The organism is Nitratireductor sp. StC3 (assembly GCF_003015025.1).
GTDB lineage: Bacteria > Pseudomonadota > Alphaproteobacteria > Rhizobiales > Rhizobiaceae > Mangrovimarina > Mangrovimarina alexandrii.
This window is the reverse complement of the sequence record NZ_PYBP01000004.1, coordinates 322,068-344,275: the sequence shown is the minus strand read 5'-3', so window position 1 is coordinate 344,275 and position 22,208 is coordinate 322,068. Positions and strand designations below refer to the sequence as shown.

The 22,208-nt window shown below is 66.5% G+C and carries 27 protein-coding genes; 15 read left to right on the top strand and 12 right to left on the bottom strand.

What is annotated here, in order from left to right; genetic code table 11:
- The first annotated feature begins 37 nt into the window (after positions 1–37).
- Positions 38–1,327 carry a peptide antibiotic transporter SbmA gene (gene sbmA / locus C7T96_RS11160; RefSeq protein WP_106571298.1) on the top strand — a complete coding sequence of 430 codons (1,290 nt, stop codon included), beginning with the start codon at positions 38–40 and terminating at the stop codon, positions 1,325–1,327.
- A 31-nt stretch (positions 1,328–1,358) separates the two neighbouring features.
- Here sbmA and C7T96_RS11155 read toward each other — a convergent pair whose 3' ends face one another.
- On the bottom strand, positions 1,359–2,348 hold the full coding sequence (locus C7T96_RS11155; protein WP_106571429.1) for a polysaccharide deacetylase: 990 nt from the start codon (positions 2,346–2,348) through the stop codon (positions 1,359–1,361).
- Between the two features lie 164 nt (positions 2,349–2,512).
- Here C7T96_RS11155 and C7T96_RS11150 point away from each other — a divergent pair, with 164 nt between their 5' ends.
- The 9 genes from C7T96_RS11150 to C7T96_RS11110 all read left to right on the top strand — a co-directional run bounded on the left by C7T96_RS11150 (position 2,513) and on the right by C7T96_RS11110 (position 9,503).
- Positions 2,513–3,088 (top strand): NnrU family protein, encoded by a 576-nt coding sequence (locus C7T96_RS11150; RefSeq protein ID WP_106571297.1) that lies wholly within the window; start codon positions 2,513–2,515, stop codon positions 3,086–3,088.
- A 135-nt stretch (positions 3,089–3,223) separates the two neighbouring features.
- Positions 3,224–3,889, top strand: coding sequence for a tetratricopeptide repeat protein (locus tag C7T96_RS11145; RefSeq protein WP_106571296.1), 666 nt, complete (start codon positions 3,224–3,226; stop codon positions 3,887–3,889).
- Positions 3,890–3,897: 8 nt separating this feature from the next.
- On the top strand, positions 3,898–5,331 hold the full coding sequence (gene der, locus C7T96_RS11140) for a ribosome biogenesis GTPase Der (RefSeq protein ID WP_106571295.1): 1,434 nt from the start codon (positions 3,898–3,900) through the stop codon (positions 5,329–5,331).
- Positions 5,332–5,452: 121 nt separating this feature from the next.
- Positions 5,453–6,637 carry a cell wall hydrolase gene (locus tag C7T96_RS11135; protein ID WP_245414122.1) on the top strand — a complete coding sequence of 395 codons (1,185 nt, stop codon included), beginning with the start codon at positions 5,453–5,455 and terminating at the stop codon, positions 6,635–6,637.
- Between the two features lie 292 nt (positions 6,638–6,929).
- On the top strand, positions 6,930–7,277 hold the full coding sequence (locus C7T96_RS11130; protein WP_106571294.1) for an AtpZ/AtpI family protein: 348 nt from the start codon (positions 6,930–6,932) through the stop codon (positions 7,275–7,277).
- A gap of 39 nt (positions 7,278–7,316) precedes the next feature.
- On the top strand, positions 7,317–8,066 hold the full coding sequence (locus C7T96_RS11125; protein WP_106571293.1) for a F0F1 ATP synthase subunit A: 750 nt from the start codon (positions 7,317–7,319) through the stop codon (positions 8,064–8,066).
- Positions 8,067–8,141: 75 nt separating this feature from the next.
- Positions 8,142–8,366 (top strand): F0F1 ATP synthase subunit C, encoded by a 225-nt coding sequence (locus tag C7T96_RS11120; protein WP_106571292.1) that lies wholly within the window; start codon positions 8,142–8,144, stop codon positions 8,364–8,366.
- 69 nt (positions 8,367–8,435) lie between these two features.
- A complete protein-coding gene (locus C7T96_RS11115; protein ID WP_106571291.1) occupies positions 8,436–9,014 on the top strand; it encodes a F0F1 ATP synthase subunit B in 579 nt (192 codons plus the stop codon).
- Positions 9,015–9,023: 9 nt separating this feature from the next.
- The gene (locus C7T96_RS11110) at positions 9,024–9,503 is read left to right on the top strand and encodes a F0F1 ATP synthase subunit B (RefSeq protein ID WP_106571290.1); all 480 of its coding nucleotides are present in this window, start codon (positions 9,024–9,026) and stop codon (positions 9,501–9,503) included.
- Between the two features lie 331 nt (positions 9,504–9,834).
- Here C7T96_RS11110 and C7T96_RS11100 read toward each other — a convergent pair whose 3' ends face one another.
- Positions 9,835–10,506: a ribonuclease HII gene (locus C7T96_RS11100; protein ID WP_106571288.1), complete on the bottom strand. Its 672-nt coding sequence runs from the start codon at positions 10,504–10,506 to the stop codon at positions 9,835–9,837.
- 171 nt (positions 10,507–10,677) lie between these two features.
- Positions 10,678–11,832, bottom strand: a complete 1,155-nt coding sequence (locus C7T96_RS11095; protein ID WP_106571287.1) for a PA0069 family radical SAM protein — start codon at positions 11,830–11,832, stop codon at positions 10,678–10,680.
- Between the two features lie 134 nt (positions 11,833–11,966).
- Here C7T96_RS11095 and C7T96_RS11090 point away from each other — a divergent pair, with 134 nt between their 5' ends.
- Positions 11,967–12,470 (top strand): glycosyl transferase family 2, encoded by a 504-nt coding sequence (locus C7T96_RS11090; protein WP_106571286.1) that lies wholly within the window; start codon positions 11,967–11,969, stop codon positions 12,468–12,470.
- A gap of 36 nt (positions 12,471–12,506) precedes the next feature.
- Here C7T96_RS11090 and moaB read toward each other — a convergent pair whose 3' ends face one another.
- The 6 genes from moaB to C7T96_RS11060 form a co-directional block, all read right to left on the bottom strand.
- On the bottom strand, positions 12,507–13,067 hold the full coding sequence (gene moaB, locus C7T96_RS11085; RefSeq protein WP_106571285.1) for a molybdenum cofactor biosynthesis protein B: 561 nt from the start codon (positions 13,065–13,067) through the stop codon (positions 12,507–12,509).
- Complete coding sequence (locus C7T96_RS11080) at positions 13,064–13,939, bottom strand: 4-(cytidine 5'-diphospho)-2-C-methyl-D-erythritol kinase (RefSeq protein WP_106571284.1); 876 nt, start codon at positions 13,937–13,939, stop codon at positions 13,064–13,066. Before C7T96_RS11080 ends, moaB begins: the two co-directional genes overlap by 4 nt.
- Before the next feature lie 16 nt (positions 13,940–13,955).
- On the bottom strand, positions 13,956–14,141 hold the full coding sequence (locus C7T96_RS11075; protein WP_106571283.1) for a hypothetical protein: 186 nt from the start codon (positions 14,139–14,141) through the stop codon (positions 13,956–13,958).
- A 91-nt stretch (positions 14,142–14,232) separates the two neighbouring features.
- Positions 14,233–15,105: a S49 family peptidase gene (locus tag C7T96_RS11070; protein ID WP_199190454.1), complete on the bottom strand. Its 873-nt coding sequence runs from the start codon at positions 15,103–15,105 to the stop codon at positions 14,233–14,235.
- A gap of 75 nt (positions 15,106–15,180) precedes the next feature.
- The gene (locus C7T96_RS11065; protein ID WP_106571281.1) at positions 15,181–15,954 is read right to left on the bottom strand and encodes a methyltransferase; all 774 of its coding nucleotides are present in this window, start codon (positions 15,952–15,954) and stop codon (positions 15,181–15,183) included.
- A gap of 4 nt (positions 15,955–15,958) precedes the next feature.
- On the bottom strand, positions 15,959–16,183 hold the full coding sequence (locus tag C7T96_RS11060; protein ID WP_106571280.1) for a DUF2007 domain-containing protein: 225 nt from the start codon (positions 16,181–16,183) through the stop codon (positions 15,959–15,961).
- 160 nt (positions 16,184–16,343) lie between these two features.
- On the opposite strand from C7T96_RS11060, the gene C7T96_RS11055 reads away from it, so the two are divergent.
- Together C7T96_RS11055 and C7T96_RS11050 are read left to right on the top strand one after the other, a co-directional pair.
- Positions 16,344–17,360 (top strand): polyprenyl synthetase family protein, encoded by a 1,017-nt coding sequence (locus tag C7T96_RS11055; protein ID WP_106571279.1) that lies wholly within the window; start codon positions 16,344–16,346, stop codon positions 17,358–17,360.
- A gap of 159 nt (positions 17,361–17,519) precedes the next feature.
- Entirely contained in the window at positions 17,520–19,514 is a 1,995-nt protein-coding gene (locus C7T96_RS11050) for a tetratricopeptide repeat protein (protein WP_106571278.1), read from the top strand.
- A 69-nt stretch (positions 19,515–19,583) separates the two neighbouring features.
- Here the strand turns inward: C7T96_RS11050 and C7T96_RS11045 are convergent, their stop codons facing one another.
- Together C7T96_RS11045 and C7T96_RS11040 are read right to left on the bottom strand one after the other, a co-directional pair.
- Complete coding sequence (locus tag C7T96_RS11045; RefSeq protein WP_106571277.1) at positions 19,584–19,889, bottom strand: hypothetical protein; 306 nt, start codon at positions 19,887–19,889, stop codon at positions 19,584–19,586.
- 150 nt (positions 19,890–20,039) lie between these two features.
- Positions 20,040–20,354, bottom strand: coding sequence for a hypothetical protein (locus tag C7T96_RS11040; RefSeq protein WP_106571276.1), 315 nt, complete (start codon positions 20,352–20,354; stop codon positions 20,040–20,042).
- Between the two features lie 205 nt (positions 20,355–20,559).
- Between C7T96_RS11040 and C7T96_RS11035 the strand changes: the two genes are divergently transcribed.
- The gene (locus C7T96_RS11035) at positions 20,560–21,474 is read left to right on the top strand and encodes a glycine--tRNA ligase subunit alpha (protein ID WP_106571275.1); all 915 of its coding nucleotides are present in this window, start codon (positions 20,560–20,562) and stop codon (positions 21,472–21,474) included.
- A gap of 104 nt (positions 21,475–21,578) precedes the next feature.
- Positions 21,579–21,851 carry a hypothetical protein gene (locus C7T96_RS11030; RefSeq protein WP_106571274.1) on the top strand — a complete coding sequence of 91 codons (273 nt, stop codon included), beginning with the start codon at positions 21,579–21,581 and terminating at the stop codon, positions 21,849–21,851.
- A 38-nt stretch (positions 21,852–21,889) separates the two neighbouring features.
- Here the strand turns inward: C7T96_RS11030 and C7T96_RS11025 are convergent, their stop codons facing one another.
- Positions 21,890–22,072: a hypothetical protein gene (locus C7T96_RS11025; RefSeq protein WP_106571273.1), complete on the bottom strand. Its 183-nt coding sequence runs from the start codon at positions 22,070–22,072 to the stop codon at positions 21,890–21,892.
- Between the last annotated feature and the right edge of the window lie 136 nt (positions 22,073–22,208).

Genomic DNA, 22,208 nt, shown 5'->3' with positions numbered 1-22,208 from the left:
CGTCTCGTGCCGGTCCGTGTCAGGGAGACGTCTTTCCGTGTTCGTATCCTTTTTTCCCAAGCCGAAGCAGCTTTTTGTCTCGGCCGCGCTGTGGACGCTGTTCGGCGTGTTGTTCTGGTATGTCGTGGCCAGGGGCTGGGGCGGGGCGCTCAGCCTGGGCGGGGTGTTCGGCTACGGCTTCCCGCCGGCGCTGCCCGATGGCGCCGACGATGCCGCCAAAGCCGCCTTCGAGGCGGCGCGTTCGCCGGCGCTCGAATTCTGGTTCTATCAGTATTTCATCGTCCTGATCGCCGCCTTTGTCGGCTTCTGGATGGTCTATTCGCCCCATCCCTGGCAGCGCTGGTCGCTCGCCGGCTCGGCGCTGATCCTGTTCGTCAACTGGTTCCTGGTCCAGCTCGACGTGATGATCAACGAATGGTTCGGCACCTTCTACGATATGATCCAGCAGGCGCTCGGCAATCCGGGGACGGTCGAGGCCGCGGATTATTACTGGCAAATCGCCACCTTCCTGCAGATCGCGCTGGTCTACGTCTTCGTCGGGTCGCTGTTCCGCTTTTTCGTCAGCCATTTCATCTTCCGCTGGCGCAGCGCCATGAACGACTACTACATGCAGAACTGGCCCCGGCTGCGCCACATCGAGGGCGCGGCTCAGCGTGTCCAGGAAGACACGATGCGCTTTGCCACCATCGCCGAGGGGCTCGGCGTGAGCCTGGTGGACTCGATCATGACGCTGATCGCCTTCCTGCCGCTGCTGTGGGGTCTGTCGGCGCACGTCAAGGAACTGCCGCTCGTCGGCGAGGTCAGCCAGGGCCTGGTCTTCGTGGTGATCTTGTGGTCCGTCATCGGCACCGCGCTGGTGGCGGTGGCCGGCATCCGGCTGCCGGGGCTGGAGTTCCGCAACCAGCGTGTCGAGGCGGCCTATCGCAAGGAACTGGTCTATGGCGAGGACCATGCCGACCGCGCCCAGCCGCCGACCGTGCGCGCGCTTTTCGCCGATGTCCGGCGCAATTATTTCCGGCTCTATTTCAACTATCTCTATTTCAACCTGGTCCGCATCTTCTATCTGCAGATCGGCAATCTGGTGCCCTATATCGCGCTCGGGCCGACCATCGTCAGCGGCGCGATCACGCTCGGCGTCATGCAGCAGATCATCCGCGCCTTCAGCCGGGTCGAGACCTCGTTCCAATATCTGGTCAATTCCTGGTCGACGATCGTCGAACTGCTTTCGGTCCACAAGCGCCTGAAGGCGTTCGAGGCGACGCTCAGGGGCGAGGCGCTGCCGGAGATCGACCGGGAATATCTGGCGCGCGAGGGTGCGGGCGAATGAGGCGATCAGGCGAGCGGACTTCGCGCGGCGTTCAGCCGCCGACCGGTTCGCCGGTTTTCGCCTCGAGCGTCTTGACGAGCTCGTCATAGCCGACGCAGCGCACCTCGTCCTTGCCGCAGACCTCCCTTGCGAACCGTTCGAGCGCGCGCCAATAGGCGCCGCCGTTCATCAAGGTGAAGTGAAGTCCCACCTGCAGCGGTGTGCGCGCGCCGTCATATTCGGCCTCGAACGCGTCCATCAGGGCGCGGTAGCTGCGCGCCTCGAAGCGGCCGTCCGTGTCGGGCTGCTCGACGGCGTCGGAGTGGCGCACGAACCAGTTGTAGTCCATGGCGATGACGCGGCGGCCTTCTGGTCCTTCCGGAATCAGCGGCAGCGCGAAATGCCAAAGGCCGCCCTTGCGGCGCGGCGCCGCCGGCCCGCGCGATACCGAACTGGCATCGTATTTGATCCCGTCGGCGACAAGCGCCTCCGCCAAGCCCGCATTGACCGACAGATAGGGCGCGCGGAAACCCGAAATCCCGGTTTCGGCAAAACCACGCCAGCCAAGCGGCTCGCCTTCGATGTCGTTGATCTTGTAGGCGTCGGTCAAAATGGTGCGGAACTGGGTGAACTCCTTGCCCCAATCGGCCGCGCTCCAGTCCTTGCCGTCGAAATGGCCGCAGCCGTGGCTGGCGATCTCGTGGCCCTCGTGGCGGGCCTGCCAGATCTGCTCGAGCCGTTCGGCGACCTCCGCCTTCGTCTCGGCAAAGCCGACATTCGACTGGCCGGGTTTCTTGCCGGGTCCCGCGTAGGTGGCGCGTGTCTCCTTGGACAGCAGGAACACGCAGGACAGGAAATAGGTAAAGCGCGCGCCGGTCTCCCGCGCCAGCGCGCGGCTGCGTTTCCATTGCGCCACGTCGTGGGCGCCGTCGAAGGAAATCGTCACGATCTGCGGCTCGCGCTCGTTCTCGCCGGCAAGCGCCGACGGCGCGGCAAGGCCGAGCGACAGAAAAACGGCGAGCGAACGAAAAAGCACGGGCATGAAAGTCTTCTTCTCGAAAAAAGGCAGGACGGCGAAGCCGGCACGGGTGGCCGGCGAATGTGGCAGCTTTGGGGTCGCGTTGGTCAAATCGGTTTGCAAGAACGGCGCCGCGCGTTAGGGTCCGGCCGTTCACCGCCGGCCTGCGGCGCTTTCGGAGTTTTTTGATGCTCGTCCTTGTCCTCGGCCTCGTCCTTTTCCTGGGGGTGCATTCGGTGCGTGTCTTTGCCCCGTCCTGGCGCGATCGGAAGCGCGACGCGATCGGCCATGCATCGTGGCGCGGCGCCTATTCGCTGGTTTCCTTGATCGGTTTCGTGTTGATCGTGTGGGGGTATGGCCTGGCCTGGGCCGGGGCGCCGGTGCTCTACGAGCCGCCGGTCTGGCTCAAGCATCTGGCCGCCCTTTTGATGCTGTTCGCCTTCGTTTCGCTCATGGTTTTCGCGCTGCCGGCGGGGCGGCTGAAGCCGGTCCTCAAACACCCCATGCTGGTTGCGGTCAAGCTGTGGGCGGTGGCGCACCTGCTCGCCAATGGCGACCTGGCCTCGCTTTTGCTGTTCGGGTCGTTCCTGGCCTGGGCGGTTCTCGACCGTATTTCCGTCAAGCGTCGCGGCGAGGCGCCGCCGGCGCCGGGTTCCGTGCTCAACGATGCGATCGCGGTCGCGGCGGGCCTCGTGCTTTACGTGCTCTTCGTGTGGAAGCTGCATCTGTGGCTGTTCGGCGCGGCGCCGATCGCCACCGCCTGAGCGGGTGTCGGGCGCCGGTTTGGCACGCGGCGGGGTGGCAAATTTCGCCACATGCCTTCCATAAGCCGGAATTTTCGCTAAAAGGCGTGCGCAATCGCTCGTCGCGCGTGGCGGGCCGAACAACGGTAAAATGTGATGTCGGACGACAGTTTCATCCGCGAGGTCTCCGAGGAGTTGCGCCAGGATCAGGCCAAGGCGCTGTGGGACCGCTACGGCCCCCTCATCCTGGGCTTGGCAGTGCTGGTGGTGCTGGCTACGGCCGGCATCGTCGGCTGGAACTATTGGACCCAGGCTCAGGCCAGTCGTTCGGGCGATGCGTTTTCCGAAGCGCTGGCTTTCGCCTCCGAGGGCCAGAACGACCAGGCCCTGGCCGCGCTCGAAAAGCTCGAGCAGGACGGCTACGGCGCCTATCCGGTGCTGGCCCGGCTGCGCGCGGCCACGGTCCTGGCCGAAACGGGCGACTATGACGGCGCTGTCGCGGCGTTCGACGCGGTCGCCGGCGACAGCGCGATTCCCGGTTCTATCCGCGACATGGCCCGGCTGCGCGCGGCGCTGCTTCTGGTCGATCATGGCGGTTATGACGAGGTGTCGGCGCGCGTGGAGCCGCTGACGGCCGAAACCAACGCGCTGCGCCATTCCGCGCGCGAGGCGCTTGGCCTGGCCGCCTGGAAGGAGGGCAAGCCGACCGACGCGTTGACCCTGTTCGACCAGATCGCCGAAGACAGCGCCGCACCGCGCAACGCGCAGGAGCGCGCCAAGCTGATGGCCGAGCTGATCCGCGGGTCGGGCGACGCCTCCTGACCGCCGCGATGTCGTTCACCATCGCCCTGGTCGGCAGGCCGAATGTCGGCAAATCGACGCTGTTCAACCGGTTGGTCGGGCGCAAGCTCGCCCTTGTCGACGACACGCCGGGTGTGACGCGCGACCGGCGCGTGCACGAGGCCAGGCTTTACGATCTGCGTTTCCAGGTCATCGATACGGCCGGTTTCGAGGATGTCAGCGACGAATCGCTCGAGGGTCGCATGCGCCAGCAGACCGAGCGCGCGATCGCCGATTGCGATCTGGTGTTGTTCATGATCGACGCCAAGTCCGGCATCACCCCCAATGACGACGCTTTCGCCCGGGTGGCGCGACGGCTCGGCAAGCCGATCGTGCTGGTCGCCAACAAGGCCGAGGCGCGCGGCGCCGAAACCGGTCTGCACGAGGCCTGGGGCCTGGGCCTCGGCGAGCCGGTGCCGATCTCGGCCGAGCATGGCCAGGGCCTGCCGGATCTGCGCGAGGCGATCATCGCCGCGCTCGGCGAGGACAGGGTCTTCGGTCCGGAGGAGGACGAGGCCCCCGACGACGCCCAGCTCGCGCTCGTCGGCGAGGACGTCTTCGACACCGACGAGGACGAGCTTCCCGCCTACGACGCCAGCAAGCCGATGCGTATCGCCATCGTCGGCCGGCCCAATGCCGGCAAGTCGACGCTGATCAACGCGCTGATCGGCGAGGAGCGCCTGCTGACAGGGCCGGAGGCCGGCATCACCCGCGATTCGATTTCGGTCGACTGGCAATGGCGCGGCCGCAAGATGCGACTGTTCGACACGGCCGGCATGCGTCGCAAGTCGCGCGTTCACGAAAAGCTGGAAAAGCTTTCGGTCGCCGACGGGCTGCGCGCGATCCGCTTCGCCGAGGTGGTGATCGTGGTGTTCGACGCAACGATCCCGTTCGAAAAACAGGACCTCCAGATCGCCGACCTGATCGTGCGCGAGGGAAGGGCGCCGGTGCTTGCCTTCAACAAGTGGGACCTGGTCGAGAATCCGCAGGAATTGTTGGCGGAGTTGCGCGAAAAGACCGAACGGCTCCTGCCGCAGGTGCGCGGCCTGCGCGCCGTGCCGGTGTCGGCCGAGACCGGCCGCGGGCTCGACAAGCTGATGCAGGCGGTCGCCGAAACGCACGAGGTCTGGAACCGGCGCATCTCCACCGGTCGGCTCAATCGCTGGCTCGAGGGCGTGCTTGCCCACCACCCGCCGCCCGCCGTCGCCGGGCGTCGGCTGAAGATCAAATACCTGACCCAGGTCAAGACGCGTCCGCCGGGATTCGTCGTGTCGTGCTCGCGGCCCGACGCCATGCCGCAATCCTATGTGCGTTATCTGATCAACGGATTGCGCGACGGTTTCGACATGCCCGGCGTGCCGATTCGCGTCATGCTGCGCGCGCCCGACAATCCCTATGCCGGCCGCGCGCGCAAGAAGAAATGAACCGCGGCGCCCGGCCGCCCGGTCCGCTCTAATTCGGCCAGATTTCTGCCGTTAACGCTCCATCAACGATAAAAACGCAAACTCTTACAGATTCGTTCGAGTGGCGTTCTGGAGAGTTTCGGTGCTTCGAAAGTCGGTTTCGCGGCTGCCCGCCGCTGTATTTCGCGGGCCCACCTTGTTGTCATCCCTCGTCGTTGCCGCGGGCCTGTTCATCGGTTCTCCCACACAAACCGCCTATCAGGACATGGCGAGTTACGTCGCCGGCATCGGTGCGCGCGAGGTGCGCTGGGGCGCGGCCATCGAGCGCTCGGTCGCCGGGTCCGTGCACAAGGCCGAGATGCCCTTCGTCGACGACACCGTGACCGGCACGATTTCGGGCGGCGGCATGAAGACCGACGCGATCGGTTCCGTCGCCTTCCGCGACAAGAGCGGCGTCGCCAACGAAGTGCCCGACGAGGAGCGTGTCAATCGCAGCGAGAAGCGCGGTCGCATCATCAATGTCGCTCCCGTTGCCCCGCCGAAGGCCTTCAACGCCGGGTCGGTCTTGGACCGCACGAGCATGATTGCGGTTCCCCCGGCCGAGCCGGAACTTGCCATGGCCTTCGACGAGCCCGCCATCAAGGGCAAGGAAATCGCGATTGCCGCCGCCTTCCACCCCAGCGTGGCCGAAAAATCGATCCCCGGCGTGCCGGCCATGCTGGCCAGCCTGGTCACCAACGATCGCGCCGACATTCTGGCGACCGCCTACGCCCCGTCCGAACCCGACTACGCCAAGAAATCGCCCTTCGCCAGCCTGCTCGGCGAGGAGGAGGACGACAAGGGCGGCCGCTTCATCCCACCGGTCGCCAAGGGGGACCATCCCTGGATGCGCCGGCCGCTGCCGGCGTCCGTGTTTTCCAAGGCGGAGCAGAAATGCCTCGCCGTCGGCATCTATTTCGAGGCACGTGGCGAAAGCCTGAAAGGCCAGGCCGCCGTCGCGCAGGTGATTTTGAACCGGGTGCGCAATCCCACCTATCCCAATTCGGTCTGCGGCGTCGTCTACCAGAACGACAATTGGCGCAATCGCTGCCAGTTCTCGTTCGCCTGCGACGGCATTCGCGATCGCATCAGCAGCCCGAACCATTGGCGCATCGCCCAGGACATCGCCATGGCCGTCACCGCCGGCAAGATCTTCATCTCCGAGGTGGGCTCCTCGACTCATTATCACGCCACCTATGTGGCGCCGCGTTGGGCCCGCGCGATGAAGAAGATGAAAAAGATCGGTCTGCATGTTTTCTACCGCACCTATGGCGGCGGCTGGAACTGAATCCGGCAGGAGATTCTCCGCTTGGGCGCGCCCGTGCGCTGTGGATTCGCCCCTCCACGGGCCGGCGCGATCGCGGACGTAGTGTCGCACCGAATTAAATATCTGAAATAATTGACATATTTAGCGATTGCCGGAGCCGGAACTGCGGCTTGACTGCCGGTAGCGCCCTCACTATGGTGCGCCCGACTTTGGAGCGGGCAATCCGGCCGGGATTGCGCGGGCAAGGGTCACGCGCCGGAAGATGGTTCCGGTGTGACCTGTGTGAAGCGGCCCGTGCGGGATCCAGGTGAAGATGGCACGCGAGGACGATCTTGATCGCAGACGACGGGAACTGGAAGCTGCCCTTTCGGCGCGGCGACCGGAGACCGCCGATGAGGGGAAATCCGCCAAGTCGGGCGGCCTGGTCGGGGCCGGCAATGCGCTGAAACTATCCAGCGAATTCATTGCCGGTATCGTGGTCGGGGCCGGTGTGGGGTGGATGATCGACCGGCTGGCGGGCACGTCGCCCTTCGGCCTGGTGATTTTCCTTCTGCTCGGCTTTTGCGCAGGCGTTCTCAACGCGTTGCGCGCGACGGGGCAGATCGCGGAATTTGGTTCCCGCTCATCCGGCAAGGATGGCGACGGGGACGACAGGAACTGAACGGCGCCATGGGCGCGAACAGCAAGGCGGGGTAGGCAGGTGGCAAGCGATCCCATCCACCAGTTCAATATCAGCAAGCTGGTCCCGATCGAGATCGGCGGCCTCGATTTTTCCTTCACCAACTCCTCCGCCTTCATGGTCGCCACGGTTGTGGCCGCCGGCGCCTTCCTGTTTGTGAGCACGGCCAGCCGCGGCCTGGTGCCCAGCCGCATGCAGTCGATCGCGGAAATGACCTACGAGTTCGTCGCCAATATGTTGCGCGACGCGGCCGGGTCGCAGGGCATGAAGTTCTTCCCGTTCGTGTTTTCCCTGTTCGTGTTCGTGCTGGTCGCGAATCTGCTGGGCATGTTCCCCTATTTCTTCACGATCACGAGCCATATCATCGTGACCTTCGCGCTCGCCATCCTGGTGATCGGCACCGTCATCGTCTACGGCTTCTGGAAACACGGTCTCGGTTTCCTCAACCTGTTCGTGCCCAGCGGCGTGCCGGGCGTGCTCCTGCCGCTGGTGATCGCGATCGAGATCATCTCGTTCCTGTCGCGTCCGATCAGCCTTTCGGTGCGTCTGTTCGCCAACATGCTGGCCGGACACATCACGCTCAAAGTGTTTGCCGGTTTCGTCACCTCGCTGAGCGCGTTCGGCGTCGTCGGTATCGGCGGTGCGATCCTGCCGCTCGGCATGACGGTCGCGCTGACCGGCCTCGAATTTCTGGTCGCGTTCCTGCAGGCCTATGTGTTCGCGGTCCTGACTTGCATGTATCTCAACGATGCGATTCATCCTGGGCACTAAAGACACCGGGACGTCCGCTGCGGCGTCCCTCCTCGACATCAACCTGATCCAAAGCTTCAAAGAAGGAGTACCCCAATGGAAGTAGATGCAGCTAAGGCAATCGGCGCGGGCATTGCTTGTCTCGGCATGGGCGGCGTCGGCATCGGCCTCGGCAACATGTTCGGCAACTTCCTGGCCGGCGCGCTGCGCAATCCCTCTGCCGCCGACGGCCAGTTCGGCCGCCTGATCTTCGGCTTCGCCGTGACCGAGGCGCTCGGCATCTTCTCGCTGCTCATCGCTCTGCTTCTGCTCTTCACCTAAGAGCCGAAACCAACGCGTAGGGTGACCGGCCGCCTCGGGCGGCCGGCTGGAAAGTGACAGGACAGGCCCATGTTTGTGGCACCGGCATTCGCCGCGTCGGATCAACCGGCGGAAAACGGCGAGACTCATTCCGCGACCGAGGCGGGTCATGGCGCCGCCGAGGCGGGCTTCCCGCCCTTCGAGACGGCGACCTATCCGTCGCAGATCCTGTGGCTGGCGATCACGTTTGGCCTGTTCTACCTGTTCCTGAAGCGGGTGGCGCTGCCGAGGCTGGCCGGCATCATGGAGGTGCGGCGCGACCGCATCGCCCAGGATCTCGACCAGGCGGCCCGGCTGAAGCAGGAATCGGACGAGGCGATCGCCGCGTACGAGCAGGCGCTGGCCGAGGCGCGCCAGAAGGCCAACGAGATCGGCCAGAAGGCGCGTGACGCGGCCAAGGCCCAGGCCGACGAGACCAGGCGCGCCGTCGAGGCGCAGCTGGAAGAAAAGCTGACGGGTGCCGAGACGCGGATTGCCGAGATCAAGGCGTCGGCTCTCGCCGATGTCGGCACGATCGCGCAAGACACGGCCGGATCGATCGTGCAGACGCTGGGCGGCGGTTCGGTCACCAAGGCCGAAGTCGCGGCCGCGGTCAAGGCAGCGCGCTAGGAGGCGATGATGGACGCAACATTCTGGGCCACCGTTGCCCTGTTCATCTTCTTCGCGGTCGTCTTCTATCTGAAGGTGCCGGGGATGGTGGCGAAGTCGCTCGACGATCGGGCCGAGCGCATCCGCAACGAACTGGACCAGGCGCGCAAGCTGCGCGAGGAGGCCCAGGAGGTGCTGGCCGAGTATCAGCGCCGCCGCAAGGAAGCCGAGAAGGAAGCCGACGACATCGTCGCCTCGGCCGAACACGAGGCGGCCTTGATGGTCGAGGAAGCCAAGCAGAAGACCGAGGACTACGTTGCGCGTCGCACCGCGCTGGCCGAGCAGAAGATCGCTCAGGCCGAGCGTGACGCCGTCAACGAGGTGCGCGCGCAGGCCGCCGACATCGCGGTCGAGGCGGCGCGCCGGATACTGGAATCCAAGGTCGACGCCAAATTGTCGGGCGACCTGTTCAAGAGCTCGCTCGCCGACGTCAAGGCAAAGCTCAACTGAGTTTGCGCCGCGTTGCGCGGTGCCCGAACGAACCGATCGATGCCGCCTCCGGGCGGCATTTTTCTTTGCCGGGCCGCGATGCCGCGCGGGGTCGCGATGCCGGCGGCGGAGCAATTTTCTTCGGAAAAATGCTGGAATTGGGCGATCGGCGCGGCGTGGCGGCGTGCGCCGGAAGGCCGGTGCCCGTGTGCGGCACACGCGCCCATGCCGCTTGTCTCGGCGCCTGCTCCTAGAGCGTTTCCAGGCGAAGTGGAAGCCGGTTCGCCATTCAAAAACGCGTCAAAACAATAAGGTGGAGCCGGTCTGCGCTTCCGCGAAAAGCAGAACGGCTCTAGGCCTCGCTTGGCGTGTCGGCCGTTTTGCGCAGCGGTGCGAAGGACAGGCGGTGGATGCGCGCGACCGCGCCGTCGCGCCCGATGGCCTCGCGGTGGATCCGTGTGCCGTAGCCCATATGGCGATCGAACCCGTATCCCGCGTGACGCTGCCCGCACGCCGCCATCATCCGGTCGCGCGTGACCTTGGCCACGATCGAGGCTGCCGCGATCGACTGCGCGCGCCGGTCGCCCTTGATCAGCGCCTCGGCCGGACAGGCCAGAGCCGGCGGGACGTCGCGCCCGTCGATCAGCGCGAAGCCCGGCGCGAGCGAAAGCGCCGCCACTGCCCTGCGCATCGCCTCCAGGCTCGCGCGCAAAATGTTGGACCTGTCGATCGCCGACGCCGAAAGGCTCGCCACGCCGACCGCGCGGGCGCGCTCGAGTATGGCTGCGTAGAGCGCTGCGCGCGCGGTCGCCGACAGCCGCTTGGAATCGTCCAGCCCGGCGGGAACGGCGTTCGGGTCGAGAATGACGGCGGCGGCCACCACCGGCCCGGCAAGCGGCCCGCGGCCGGCCTCGTCGACGCCGCACACGGGCGACAGGCCGCGCGACATCGCCCCCGCCTCGTGGGCAAAGTCGGGAGCGTCGGCGAGCGCGAAAAGCAGCGGAGAATCGGGGGAGCGAGCCATTTGCGGCGAAACTCGCATCCGCCCCGATTCTCCGCAAGTCCTTCCCGGTCCGAAGGGGCGGCAGGCCGGGAAGGGGCCGTCGGCTAGAGCGGGGGACGTAGCCGGACGGGAAACGGGACGCGGGTTGGGAAACCCGCCGGCGCGACAAGCCGGGCCGCGCGTGGAACGGCTCTAGAGCAGGCGCAACTGTTCGCCGGCACGCGGCGGTGGCTTGAAAAGATCGGTGCGCAGGGCGAGCTTGGCCCGGTTCAATCCGATCCGGCGCGCGGCGATCTCGAAACGGCGGCCGATCTGCCAGGCATAGGGTCCGGTGCCGCGCATCCGTTTGCCCCAGCTCGAATCGTAATCCTTGCCGTCGCGCATCGAGCGGATCAGCGCCATCACGTGGCGGTAGCGGTCCGGATAGTGGCGCAGCAGCCAGTCCTTGAAGATCGGGCTCACCTCCAGCGGCAGGCGCAGGATGATGTAGCCGGCCTCGCGCGCCCCGGCGGCGTGGGCCGATTCCAGGATGCGCTCGACCTCGTGATCGCTCAGGCCGGGGATCAGCGGCGCGGCCATCACCGAGACCGGAATGCCGGCCTGCGACAAGGCCTTCATCGCCTCCAGCCGCCGCGTCGGCGTCGCCGCGCGCGGTTCCATCGTGCGCGCCAGACGCCGGTCGAGCGTCGTCACCGAAAAGGCGACCTTGGCCAGGCCGCGCGCGGCCATGCGCGCGAGAATGTCGCTGTCGCGCATCACCAGCGCCGATTTGGTCACGATGCCGACCGGGTGATTGTGGGCGTCCAGCACTTCCAGAATCTCGCGCATGATGCGCCATTGTCTTTCGACCGGCTGGTAGGGGTCGGTGTTGGTGCCGATGGCGATGGTCTTCGGCTCGTAGCCTTCCCTGGCCAGTTCACGCTCCAGCAGCTTGGCCGCATCCGGCTTGGCAAACAGCCGCGCCTCGAATTCGAGCCCGGCCGAAAGTCCCATGAAGGCATGGGTCGGGCGGGCGTAACAATAGACGCAGCCATGCTCGCAGCCGCGATAGGGGTTGATCGAGCGGTCGAAGGCGATATCGGGCGACGTGTTGCGGGTAATCACCGAGCGCGGCTTTTCCACCTGCACCTCGGTCTTGAAGGGCGGCAGCTCTTCCAGCGTTTCCCAGCCGTCGTCGAACACTTCGCGACGCAGCGCCTCGAACCGGCCCGACGGGTTGATGCCGGCCGCGCGCCCGCGCCGGCGCGCTTCGCCGACGCGCAGGCCGCTTTCCTCGATCAGCGCATTCGCCATTGCGGCGCCGCCACCGGCAAAGGCGGCCGTATCTGCGCGGTCGAACTGCTCCATGATCTGTCTCCGCTCGTCGAAGGCGAGTCGTTTTCGATGAATCTATTCCTATCGGTCAAAATGGAACAAAGCAAGAACTTTTTCGATCGCGTGCCGACGTGGCGTTGGTTGCTGCAATGCGGTATCGAGGATGGATGCTGACCGTGGTGATCGAGACCCTGAACGACGAGCAGGCGCTGGCCGCCACGCTGGCCGCGCTTGTGCCGGCGGCCGTGGAGGGGCTGGTGTGCGAGGTGATCGTGCATGATCGCGGTTCGTCGGATGCCACCGTGGCGGTTGGCGACCAGGCCGGGTGCACGCTGGTCGGGCCGGGTGGTCTCGGCGGCGGGCTGACGGCGGCCCGTGGCACGTGGCTGTTGCTGCTGGAGCCCGGCGCGCTGCCTGGCGAAGGCTGGATGGAGGCGGTCGCAAACCATGTCGGCACCCAGTGCCGGCCGGCGCGGTTTTCGCCGGCGCGGTCGCGCGCCGTGCAGGTGCTGAGGCGCCTTTTCGGCCGCGCCGGTCCGTTGGCCGACGGGGTTCTGGTTTCAAAGGCCGAGGCGCTGTCGCGCTACCGGCCGCAGGGCGGCTTGGAAACGGTGGCGCGGGGGCTCCGACGCCGCCGGCTGGCGGCCGCGATCAGGCCCGCCCCGCGTTGACGATCTTCGCGCCTCGCGGTCGCCGCTTCCGCCCGTTCACACGATCTCGCCGCCGCGCTGCAGGTGCTCGTCCAGGCGCGGCATGATCTCGACGAAATTGCACGGCATGTGCCGATAGTCGAGCTGCCCCTTCAAGATGCCTTCCCAGGCGTCGCGGCAGGCACCGGGCGAGCCCGGCAGCACGAACACGAAGGTCTGGTTGACCAGCCCGCCTGTGGCGCGCGACTGGATCGTCGAGGTGCCGATCTTGTCGTAGGAGATCCGGTGAAAGACCTCCGAAAACCCGTCCATGCGCTTTTCGAACAGCGGTTCTATCGCCTCGGGCGTGACGTCGCGGCCGGTAAAACCGGTGCCGCCGGTGGTGATGATCGCGTCGACCCGGCTGTCCTGCGACCAGGCGAGGATCTTGGCGCGGATGGCCTCGATCTCGTCGCGCACGATCGCGCGCTCGACGAGCCTGTGGCCGGCCGCTGCGATCAGCTCGGCCAATGTCCGGCCGGACTTGTCGTCGGCCGCAGCGCGCGTGTCCGACACGGTCAGGACCGCGATGCCCACGGCGATGAAGGGGCGGTTTTCGTCGAGCCGGCCGGTACTCATGCGTTTGATCCCCGCGTTGCGCCGGCGGCCGCAAACCAGCCCGGCCGTTCCTGTTTGATCGTGGCCTCGGCGCGCCGCGCCGCCTCGATCGTGTCGTAGAGCCCGAAACAGGTCGCGCCCGATCCCGACATGCGCGCCAACCGCGCGCCGCTCGCCGACAGCCGGTCGAGCGCCTCCATGATTTCGGGAGCAAGGCCGAGCGCGGCCGCCTGCAGATCGTTGCGGCATTGCCGCAGCCAGTCCAAAACCGATTGCGCGTCGCGCTGCGGCGGCAAGGCCGGCAGGGGGGCGTTGTCGCGGCGTTCGAGCCCGGTAAACACCGTCTGCGTCGGCACCGCCACGCCGGGATTGACCAGGAGAAGCGGCAGCGCCGGCCAGTCGACGAGAGGCGCGATCTTTTCGCCGATGCCGCGCGCGATCAGCGGCCGGCCGGCCAGACACATCGGCAGATCGGCGCCGAGCTCGGCGCCGAGACGCGCCAGCCCGGCTTCGTCGACATCGATCTCCCACAGCGCCGCCAGCCCGCGCAGCACCGCCGCCGCGTCGCTGGACCCGCCGCCGATACCGGCGGCCACCGGCAGGTTCTTCGTCAGCCGGATCGCGCTATGCCGGTCGCGAACTTGCGTGAAGGCGCGGCGCAGCCGATCGCGGGCGCGTATGATCAAATTGTCGTCGTCGGGCAGGGCGGCGGCGAACGGTCCGGCAATGGCGAACGTGTCGACGGCGGCCGGCGCGAGCTCCACGACGTCGCCGAGTTGCGAAAACACCGCCAGCGTTTCGATCAGGTGATAGCCGTCGGCGCGCCGGCCGGTCACGTGCAGGGCGAGGTTGATCTTGGCCGGCGCGTGGACCGTGAGTGAGGGACTGCGCATGAAAACCCGCGTCCGCTCAGTCGCGTGCCGGTCTGTATTCGCCCGTTTCCGGGTCCTTGACCAGCGTGCCCGACGCGCGCGTTTCCGCCTCGCGCTCGGCCCGGCGCACCCGGGCCGAAACCCGTTCGGCCTCGCGCAGGAAGGCACGGTAGCCGATATAGGCCACGGCGCCGGCAAGTGCGAAAAAGATCAGCTGTGGCATGTCCGGTCAGCCTCCCTCGAAGCCCGCCTGATTTATTCCGAAGCCCGCCTGATTTATTCCACCGGCAAGCATAGCGCCGCTATTGGGCGCTTCAAAGGCCGAAACGGTTCCACAGCGCGCGCGCCTCCAGCGCATCCACCATCCCGTTCGCCAGCGCCCCGGCGATTTTCTCGCCGTCGCCGCGCTCCAGATCGACCCCGAACAGGTTCAGGCGCCGTCCGAACAGCCCGCGCGGCGCGCTCACCAGCCGCAGGCGCGTCTTGTCGCCATAGCGTGCCTTGAGAAACGAGCGCATGTCGCCGAGCTGGTCGACGAGCCCCAGTTCGAGCCCCTGCCTGCCGCTCCAGAACATGCCGGTAAACAAATCGTCATTGTCGGCGAGCTTGCTGCCGCGCCGCGCCTTGACCAGATCGATGAAGGTCTCGTGGATGTCGAGCTGCAGCGCCTTCAGCCGCGCCACGTCTTCCTTCTTTTCCGGCGAGAACGGATCGAGCAGCGCCTTGTTCTTGCCGGCGGTGTAGAGCCTGCGTTCCACGCCGATCTTCTTGATCATCTCCTGGAAGCCGAAACTGGCCGACACCACGCCGATCGATCCAACGATCGAGGACGGGTCGGCGATGATCTCGTCGCCGGCGACCGCGATCATGTAGCCCCCGGAGGCGGCCAGATCCTCCACGAACACGTAGACCTTCTTGTTTTTTTCCTCGGCCAGGTCGCGAATCCGGCGGAAGATCAGCCGCGACTGCACCGGCGAGCCGCCGGGCGAATTGATCGTGATCGCGACCGCCGGCGCCTTCTTGAAGGCGAAGGCCTTTTCCAGCATGCCGGCCGTGCTGGCCAGCGACATCGTCTGGCGCAGCGCGTTGCCGGCCGGCATGATCGCGCCGCTCAGCCGCACCACCGGGATGACAACGCCGTCGGCGCGCATCGAGGTCGGCAGGAAGGGTTGCAAAAACTGTTTCAACAAAGCTCTCCAGAATTTCAATCGCATGTAGGGAGCCGAAACGATTGCGCAATGGTCCGCGCAACCGGCACCCCTTCAATCGCCGAACAGCGCGCCTTGGCCATTGTTGATGGCGTCGGCTTGTGGGCTGAAGCCGCCGCTGTCGGTTTCGTGCAGGAAGAGCGGCGGGGCGATCGCCGGCATCTTGCGCGCGCCGCGCACCGCGCGCACCACCACCCGGATCGCCATGGCGTCCGCCCGCGGATGGATCGGCCGGATCTCGGCGGCGCCGAAACGGCCCTCGAGCGCGGCCAGGATCGCGCCGATGGACTCCGGCCGCGCGATCATCGCCAGCCCGCCGCGCGGGCGCACGATGGCCGTCGCCGTGCGCAGCCAGCGCTCGATCGTGTCGTCCTGCATGACGTGCGCCGCGCGCTTCAGCGCGTGCGGGGTGGCCCGGTCGCGGCCGCGATTGAAGGGCGGGTTCATGATCGCGAAATCGAAGCTGTTGTCGCCGAGCCCGGCCGCCTGGCGCGCGCGCCCGGCCAGCGTGACGTCGGCCACCAGCACCTCGGCCCGTGCCGAAAGGGCCGCGTTCTGTGCCAGCGCCAGGCTTTTTTCGGCAAACGCCGCCATGTCCGGCTCGCGTTCGACCAGCACGGCCCGCGCCTGTCCGCAGCGCGACAGCACGGCCAGGGCGGCGGCGCCGGCGCCGGCGCCGAGATCGGCGAGCCGGCCGGCAAAGTCGCACGGCACGGCCGCCGCAAGCATCATCGCGTCCATGCCGGCCCGGTGGCCGCTGCCGGCCGGCTGGACGACAAAGAACCGGCCGCGATGGAAGGCGTCCGTCGTGCAGGAGGCGGGGTGCATGGCGCTAGCCGTTGCGGATCTCGTCGGCGATGCCGGCATCGGCAAGCAGCCGCCTGGCGCGCTCCACCATATCGGAACTGACCAGAACCCGGCGCGGCAACACGCCGAGCGAGCCTTCGACCACGCTCATATTCTGATCGGCGACGAAAAACTCGATCCCCGCGTCGCGAAGCAGGGCTTCGATGAAGGAGATCACGACGGGGTCGTTGGTACGCACGAGTTCGATCATGGGGTGCCTGCAAATTGACCGGCGTTTTGTAGCCGCAAAAGCGCGCCCTGACCATCCGGCGCGGCCGGCCGCGCCAATTCGCCCCTTGCAGGCCGAACATGCCGCGCCCTAGATTGGGTGGTGGGCCAAGAGTGCCCGAAATGGATTCCGGGGAGTTTTCGTGGGCGTCGTCGTATCATTGGATGAGGGCAAGCGGGGCCAGGCCTCGATCAAACCTCTGATCGAACTCACCGCGCACGACATGTCGCGCGTCAACCAGCTCATCCTGTCGAAGGCCGGCTCGGATGTGGAAATGATCCCCGAGGTCGCCAATCACCTGATCTCGTCGGGCGGCAAGCGGCTGCGGCCGATGCTCACTTTGGCGGCGGCGCGCATGTTCGACTATGCCGGCGACGGCCATGTCAGGCTGGCCACCAGCGTCGAGTTCATGCACACCGCGACCCTGCTGCACGACGACGTCGTCGACGAGAGCGGCCTCAGGCGCGGCAAGAAGACCGCGCGCACCATCTGGGGCAATCAGGCGAGCGTTCTGGTCGGCGATTTCCTGCTCGGCCAGGCCTTTCGCATGATGGTCGAGGTCGGCTCGATCGACGCGCTCGATATCTTGTCGACCGCGGCCTCGGTCATCGCCGAAGGCGAGGTGATGCAGCTGGTCGCCGCCAAGAACCTCGAGACCACCGAGGACGAATATCTGGCCGTGATTCGCGCCAAGACGGCGGCGCTTTTTTCCGCCGCCGCCGAAGTCGGCCCGGTGATCGCCTCGGCGACGCGTTCCGAACGCGCTGCGCTGCGCTCCTACGGCACCAATCTCGGCCTGGCGTTCCAGTTGATCGACGATGCGCTCGACTATGGCGGCAATGCCAGCGACCTGGGCAAAAATGTCGGCGACGATTTCCGCGAGGGCAAGGTGACGCTGCCGGTCATCCTGTGCTACCGCCGCGGCACGGCCGAGGAGCGCCGGTTCTGGAAAAAGAGCATCGAGGACGGCGTCAGCGACGACGCGGCGCTCGAGGAGGCGCGCGCGCTGATGTCGCGCTATGGCGCGATCGGTGATACGATAGCGCGGGCGCGGCATTTCGGCGGGATTGCCCGCGACGCGCTTGCGCCGCTGAAGGAGACGCCGCAAAAGAGCGCGCTTCTCGAAGTGATCGATTTCTGTATCGACCGGGTAAGCTGATCGGCGTGAACGTGCCGTGGCGTTGCCGTCCTGCGGGGCAGGGCAGTCGTTGCCGGCGGCGGGAGCCTGTTGAACGACCGCTCTCAAAAATGCCATGGTCGGGGTGAAGATGCGGTCGGAATCCGCCGGCGAGCGGGGCAGCGAGCGGGAAGGAGAGCCATGCAGTCGAGCGGCTTGAGACGATGGGGCGTTGCGGCGCTGGCGCTGCTGTGCGCCTCGGCGCCGGCACCGCTTCTGGCGGCGAACGACGAGCCCGTGCGCATCGGATCGCTGTCGGGCGCCTTTCTTGCCGCCCGCATCGCGGAGATCGACAACGATCTCGACTCCACGATCAAATATTATCGGCGCGCCCTGTCCTTCGACCGCGACAACCAGACGCTTCAGCAAAGCCTTCTTCTGGCACTGATCTCGCGCGGGGATTTCGAGGCGGCGCTGCCATTGGCCGAGAAGCTGAAATCCGTGCCGCAGGTCGAGCGGTTTTCGCGCGTGGCGCTGGCGATCGACGCCTTTGGCAAGCAGGACTATGCCGCGGCCGAGAACTATCTGAAACTGGCGCTGGAATCCGATCTCGACCGGCTGATCACCGGCGTCATGACCGGCTGGGCATTGCTCGGTGCGGGCGAGGCCGATGACGGGCTTGCGCATGTGCGCGGCCTCGACGGTCCGGAATGGTTCGTCGTCTTCAAATCCTATCACGAGGCGCTGATCGCCGAGGCCGCGGACAAGGTCGACGAGGCGCTCGAAGCCTATGGCCGCCTTGCCGAGAACACGACGGCGGGCGGGGCTGCCCCCGACACCTATCTGCGCGCGCTGGAATCCTATGCGCGACTGCTCGCGCGCCAGGGGCGCGCGCAGGACGCGCTGGCCGAACTCGATCGGGCCGAGGCTTTCGCCGCAAACCGTCCCGCGATCGTGGCCTTGCGGCTCGACGTCGAAACCGGCGCCGGCACGCCGCCGCGCGTTGCCGCGCCGGCAGATGGCGCGGCCGAAATCCTGCTCGATCTGGGCACCGCCCTCAACCGTGGCGGCGGCGAAGCCTTCGTGCGCATCTATCTGCAGCTCGCGCTGGCGCTGAAGCCGGATTTCGACGCTGCCCTGGTCCAGCTCGGACAGGTGGCCGAGCAGCAGGGCGATGCCGAGGAGGCGATCTCCTTTTATGAAAAAGTGCCCGTTGATTCGCCGTTAAGCCGTATTGCCGGCTTGCAGCTTGGCCTCAACCTTGCCGATCTCGACCGGCACGACGCGGCCAAGGCGCATCTGCGCCAGCTTCTGCGCGACGATCCCGACGACATGCGCGCCTATCTCGCGCTTGGGGGCGTTCTTGCCTCCAAGGAGGAATATGCCGAGGCGGCTGTGCTTTACGACGACGCGGTCGAGCGCATCGACGAGCCTGAGCGCGGCGACTGGAACATTTTTTACCAGCGCGGCATCGCCTATGAGCGGCTGAAGCAATGGCCGAAGGCGGAGCCGAATTTCCGCAAGGCGCTCGAGCTCTATCCCGATCAGCCCCAGGTGCTGAACTATCTCGGTTATTCCTGGGTCGACATGAACATGAACCTGGAGGAAGGGCTCGACCTGATCCGGCGCGCAGTCGCCAGCCGGCCCAATGACGGCTACATCGTCGATTCGCTCGGTTGGGCCTATTACCGCCTCGGCCGTTTCGAGGAAGCGGTCACCGAATTGGAGCGGGCCGTCTCGCTCAAGCCCGACGATCCGATCCTCAACGACCATCTGGGCGATGCCTATTGGCGCGCCGGTCGCCGCCTGGAAGCGACCTTCCAGTGGGCGCATGCGCGCGACATGAAACCCGACCCCGACGTTCTGGTCGAGGTCGAGCGCAAGCTGGTCGAGGGCCTGCCGCCGCTCGAAGAGCAAAAAGCCGAAATCCCGCCGATCGTCCTGCCCGAGCCGGCGCCCGAAAAGGCCGGCGGCAAGACGCCCGCGCCCGACGGCCAGGGTGCCGCGAAGCCCGGCGATGCCGAGGCGCGGCCGGCCAGCCATGTCGTCGGGCCGGGGCAGTCCTTGTGGTCGATCGCGGCTGAAAAGCTCGGCGACGGCGGACGTTATATCGAGATCCTCGACCTCAATCCGCAGCTTCGCGGCAATCCCTCCAACATCGTTCCCGGCCAGGAACTGATCTTGCCGGGTAGCTGAGCGCGATCAGCCGCCGGGCGGGCGGTTCCCCGCCGGGAATGCGTTTCGTAGATTTACGTGCAAAGAATATCAGCCGCCGAAACCGCGCGGCAGTGCGCAGGCGTTTTGCGGGTCGCGGCGCGGCGGCACGCATTGCAGCCGCAGGCGCGACAGCGATTTTTCCGTCGGGTTGAGTTTCTGGCACAGGCAATCGGTGCGCGGCATGCGGATCGTGTCGCAGAACGGCGTCACGCACCGCCAGCCGGTCACCGGGTCGTTGACATTGCCGACGAAACCAGACTGGGCCGAGGCCGGAACGGTGTTGATGATCAGCGCGGCAAAGGCCGCGACGGTAGCGCGCATGGCGCTGCGCGACAGCGGATGGATGGCAGGCATGGTCGTCTCCCTGGCGGTCGGGCGCCGCGAACGCGGCACGGCTCCGCAACAATCTACGCCTGCCGGGCCCGCCGGGATCTGCACAAAACGATCACAACCTCGCGAGCGCGACACCCGGCTCGTCGCCGTGGCCGCCGCGCCGGTTCGGCCTCAATTGCCGAAGGGCGGGCTCACCGGACAGGCTTTCCAGCGTCCGCCTTCCGAGGTCGAACAGGTCAGCCGAAGCTTCTGCAGCGAGCGCTCGGCCGGGTTTTCCTTCTGGCACAGACATGTCGTTTGCGGCAGCCGCACCACGCTGCAATCGGGCGTCACGCACAGATAGCCGGTCACGTCGTCGCGCGTGTTGCTGTTGCGGTCGGGCCAGGCGCCATTGGCGCCGGCGGTCGCGCCGGTGGCCAAAAGGGCGGCAAGCGCCAGGCTGGCGATGGTTGGCAGGCGCGTGGGCCGTCGGTCGGATCGAAACATGGGCCGGTTCCTCGTTCTGTCCCTACAGATATCGCATTTGGCGGCGAATCCAAGCCGCCGCATCTTGGTCCCGGCGGTTTGCCGGTGCCGCGGCCCATCGCTTTTCCATCGCCGCCGGCTGCTTGACCTTGCCTGGACGCGTCAATAGGAGGTGAGGCGCCTTTCCTGCCGACAGAGGTTCTCCGTGACCGCCAGCCAGCCGCATATGCATCCCACGCGCTCCTTCCAGGGGCTGATCCTCGCTCTGCACGGATTCTGGGCGGACAAGGGGTGTGTGGTCCTGCAGCCCTACGACATGGAAGTCGGCGCGGGAACCTTCCATCCCGCCACGACCCTGCGTTCGCTCGGCCCGAAGCCGTGGAACGCGGCCTATGTCCAGCCCTCGCGGCGGCCCAAGGACGGCCGGTACGGCGAAAACCCGAACCGGCTGCAGCATTATTACCAGTATCAGGTCATCCTGAAGCCGAACCCGTCCAACCTGCAGGAGCTTTACCTCGCCTCGCTGGAGGCGATCGGCATCGATCCCTTGCTGCACGACATCCGCTTCGTCGAGGACGATTGGGAAAGCCCGACGCTCGGTGCCTGGGGTTTGGGCTGGGAGTGCTGGTGCGATGGCATGGAGGTCTCCCAGTTCACCTATTTCCAGCAGGTCTGCGGCATCGAATGCGCGCCGGTGTCGGGCGAGCTGACCTACGGGCTGGAGCGGCTGGCGATGTATGTGCAGGGCGTCGACAATGTTTACGACCTGAATTTCAACGGCCGCGAGGGGGCCGAAAAGGTCACCTACGGCGATGTCTTCCTGCAGGCCGAGCAGGAATATTCGCGTTACAATTTCGAATATGCCGACACCGCCATGCTGTTTCGCCATTTCGACGACGCGGAGAAGGAGTGCGGAGCGCTTTTGGCCGCCGGCGCGCCGCGGGGCGAGGGCGCTCTGCATCGATGCGTGCTGCCGGCCTACGATCAGTGCATCAAGGCCTCGCACGTCTTCAATCTCCTCGACGCGCGCGGCGTGATATCCGTCACCGAGCGTCAGAGCTATATCTTGCGGGTGCGCGATCTGGCCAAGGCCTGCGGCGAGGCTTTTCTGCGCACCGAGGCCGGCGGCGCGGCGGCCTGACCAGCGCTTCGCTCCACGCCTGACGTCCACGGGCGCCGCCCCTCATTTTCGCCTGCTTCCCCGTCGAGCATGCGCGCTGATCCGCAAACGGCCATGGGGTGATTATGCGACGTTTTTTGCTTGCTGGTTTGGTTCTGGTGGTTGCCGGGAGCGCCTATGCGGCCACGCCGGAGGCCACGCCCGTGACCAGCGATCACTGCAAGGCGCTGCTTGCGAACATATCGAAAAAGCCGCAATTCAAGGCCTTCGCGGTGTCGGAAAACGGACGCGAGTGCCATGCGGTCTGGGGCAGCGCCAGCCAGATTCAGGCCAATCGCGAGGCGCGCGAAGGGTGCGAGGTCGACGGCCGGCGCTGTCTTTTGATCGCCGTTCGCTGAACGCGCCCCCGGCGCGGCAGCCGGCACCGACCCCGGCATCAGCCCTGATCGGCGACGGTCAGGATGTCGGCCTGCGCGCCGGCCGGCATCTCGACGCTTGCCGCGATCGTCTGGATGGCGCGGCGCACCCCCGCCATCTTGAAGTCCGTGCCGGTCTGCATGTTGGCCGCGAAACAGGCGCTCAGCGCGAGGACCTGGAGGATCGAGGAAGCGGCTTTCATCGGTTTGTCCCTTCGCGCTCGCGGTGTGTCTTGCCTTTCGTCGCCGCGGCGCTGCCAAAGGTTCATCTGTGAGGAGAATTTTTTCACGACCGGACTGAACCGTGCGTGGCCGGCGCGTTCAGGCGCGGTTCATGGC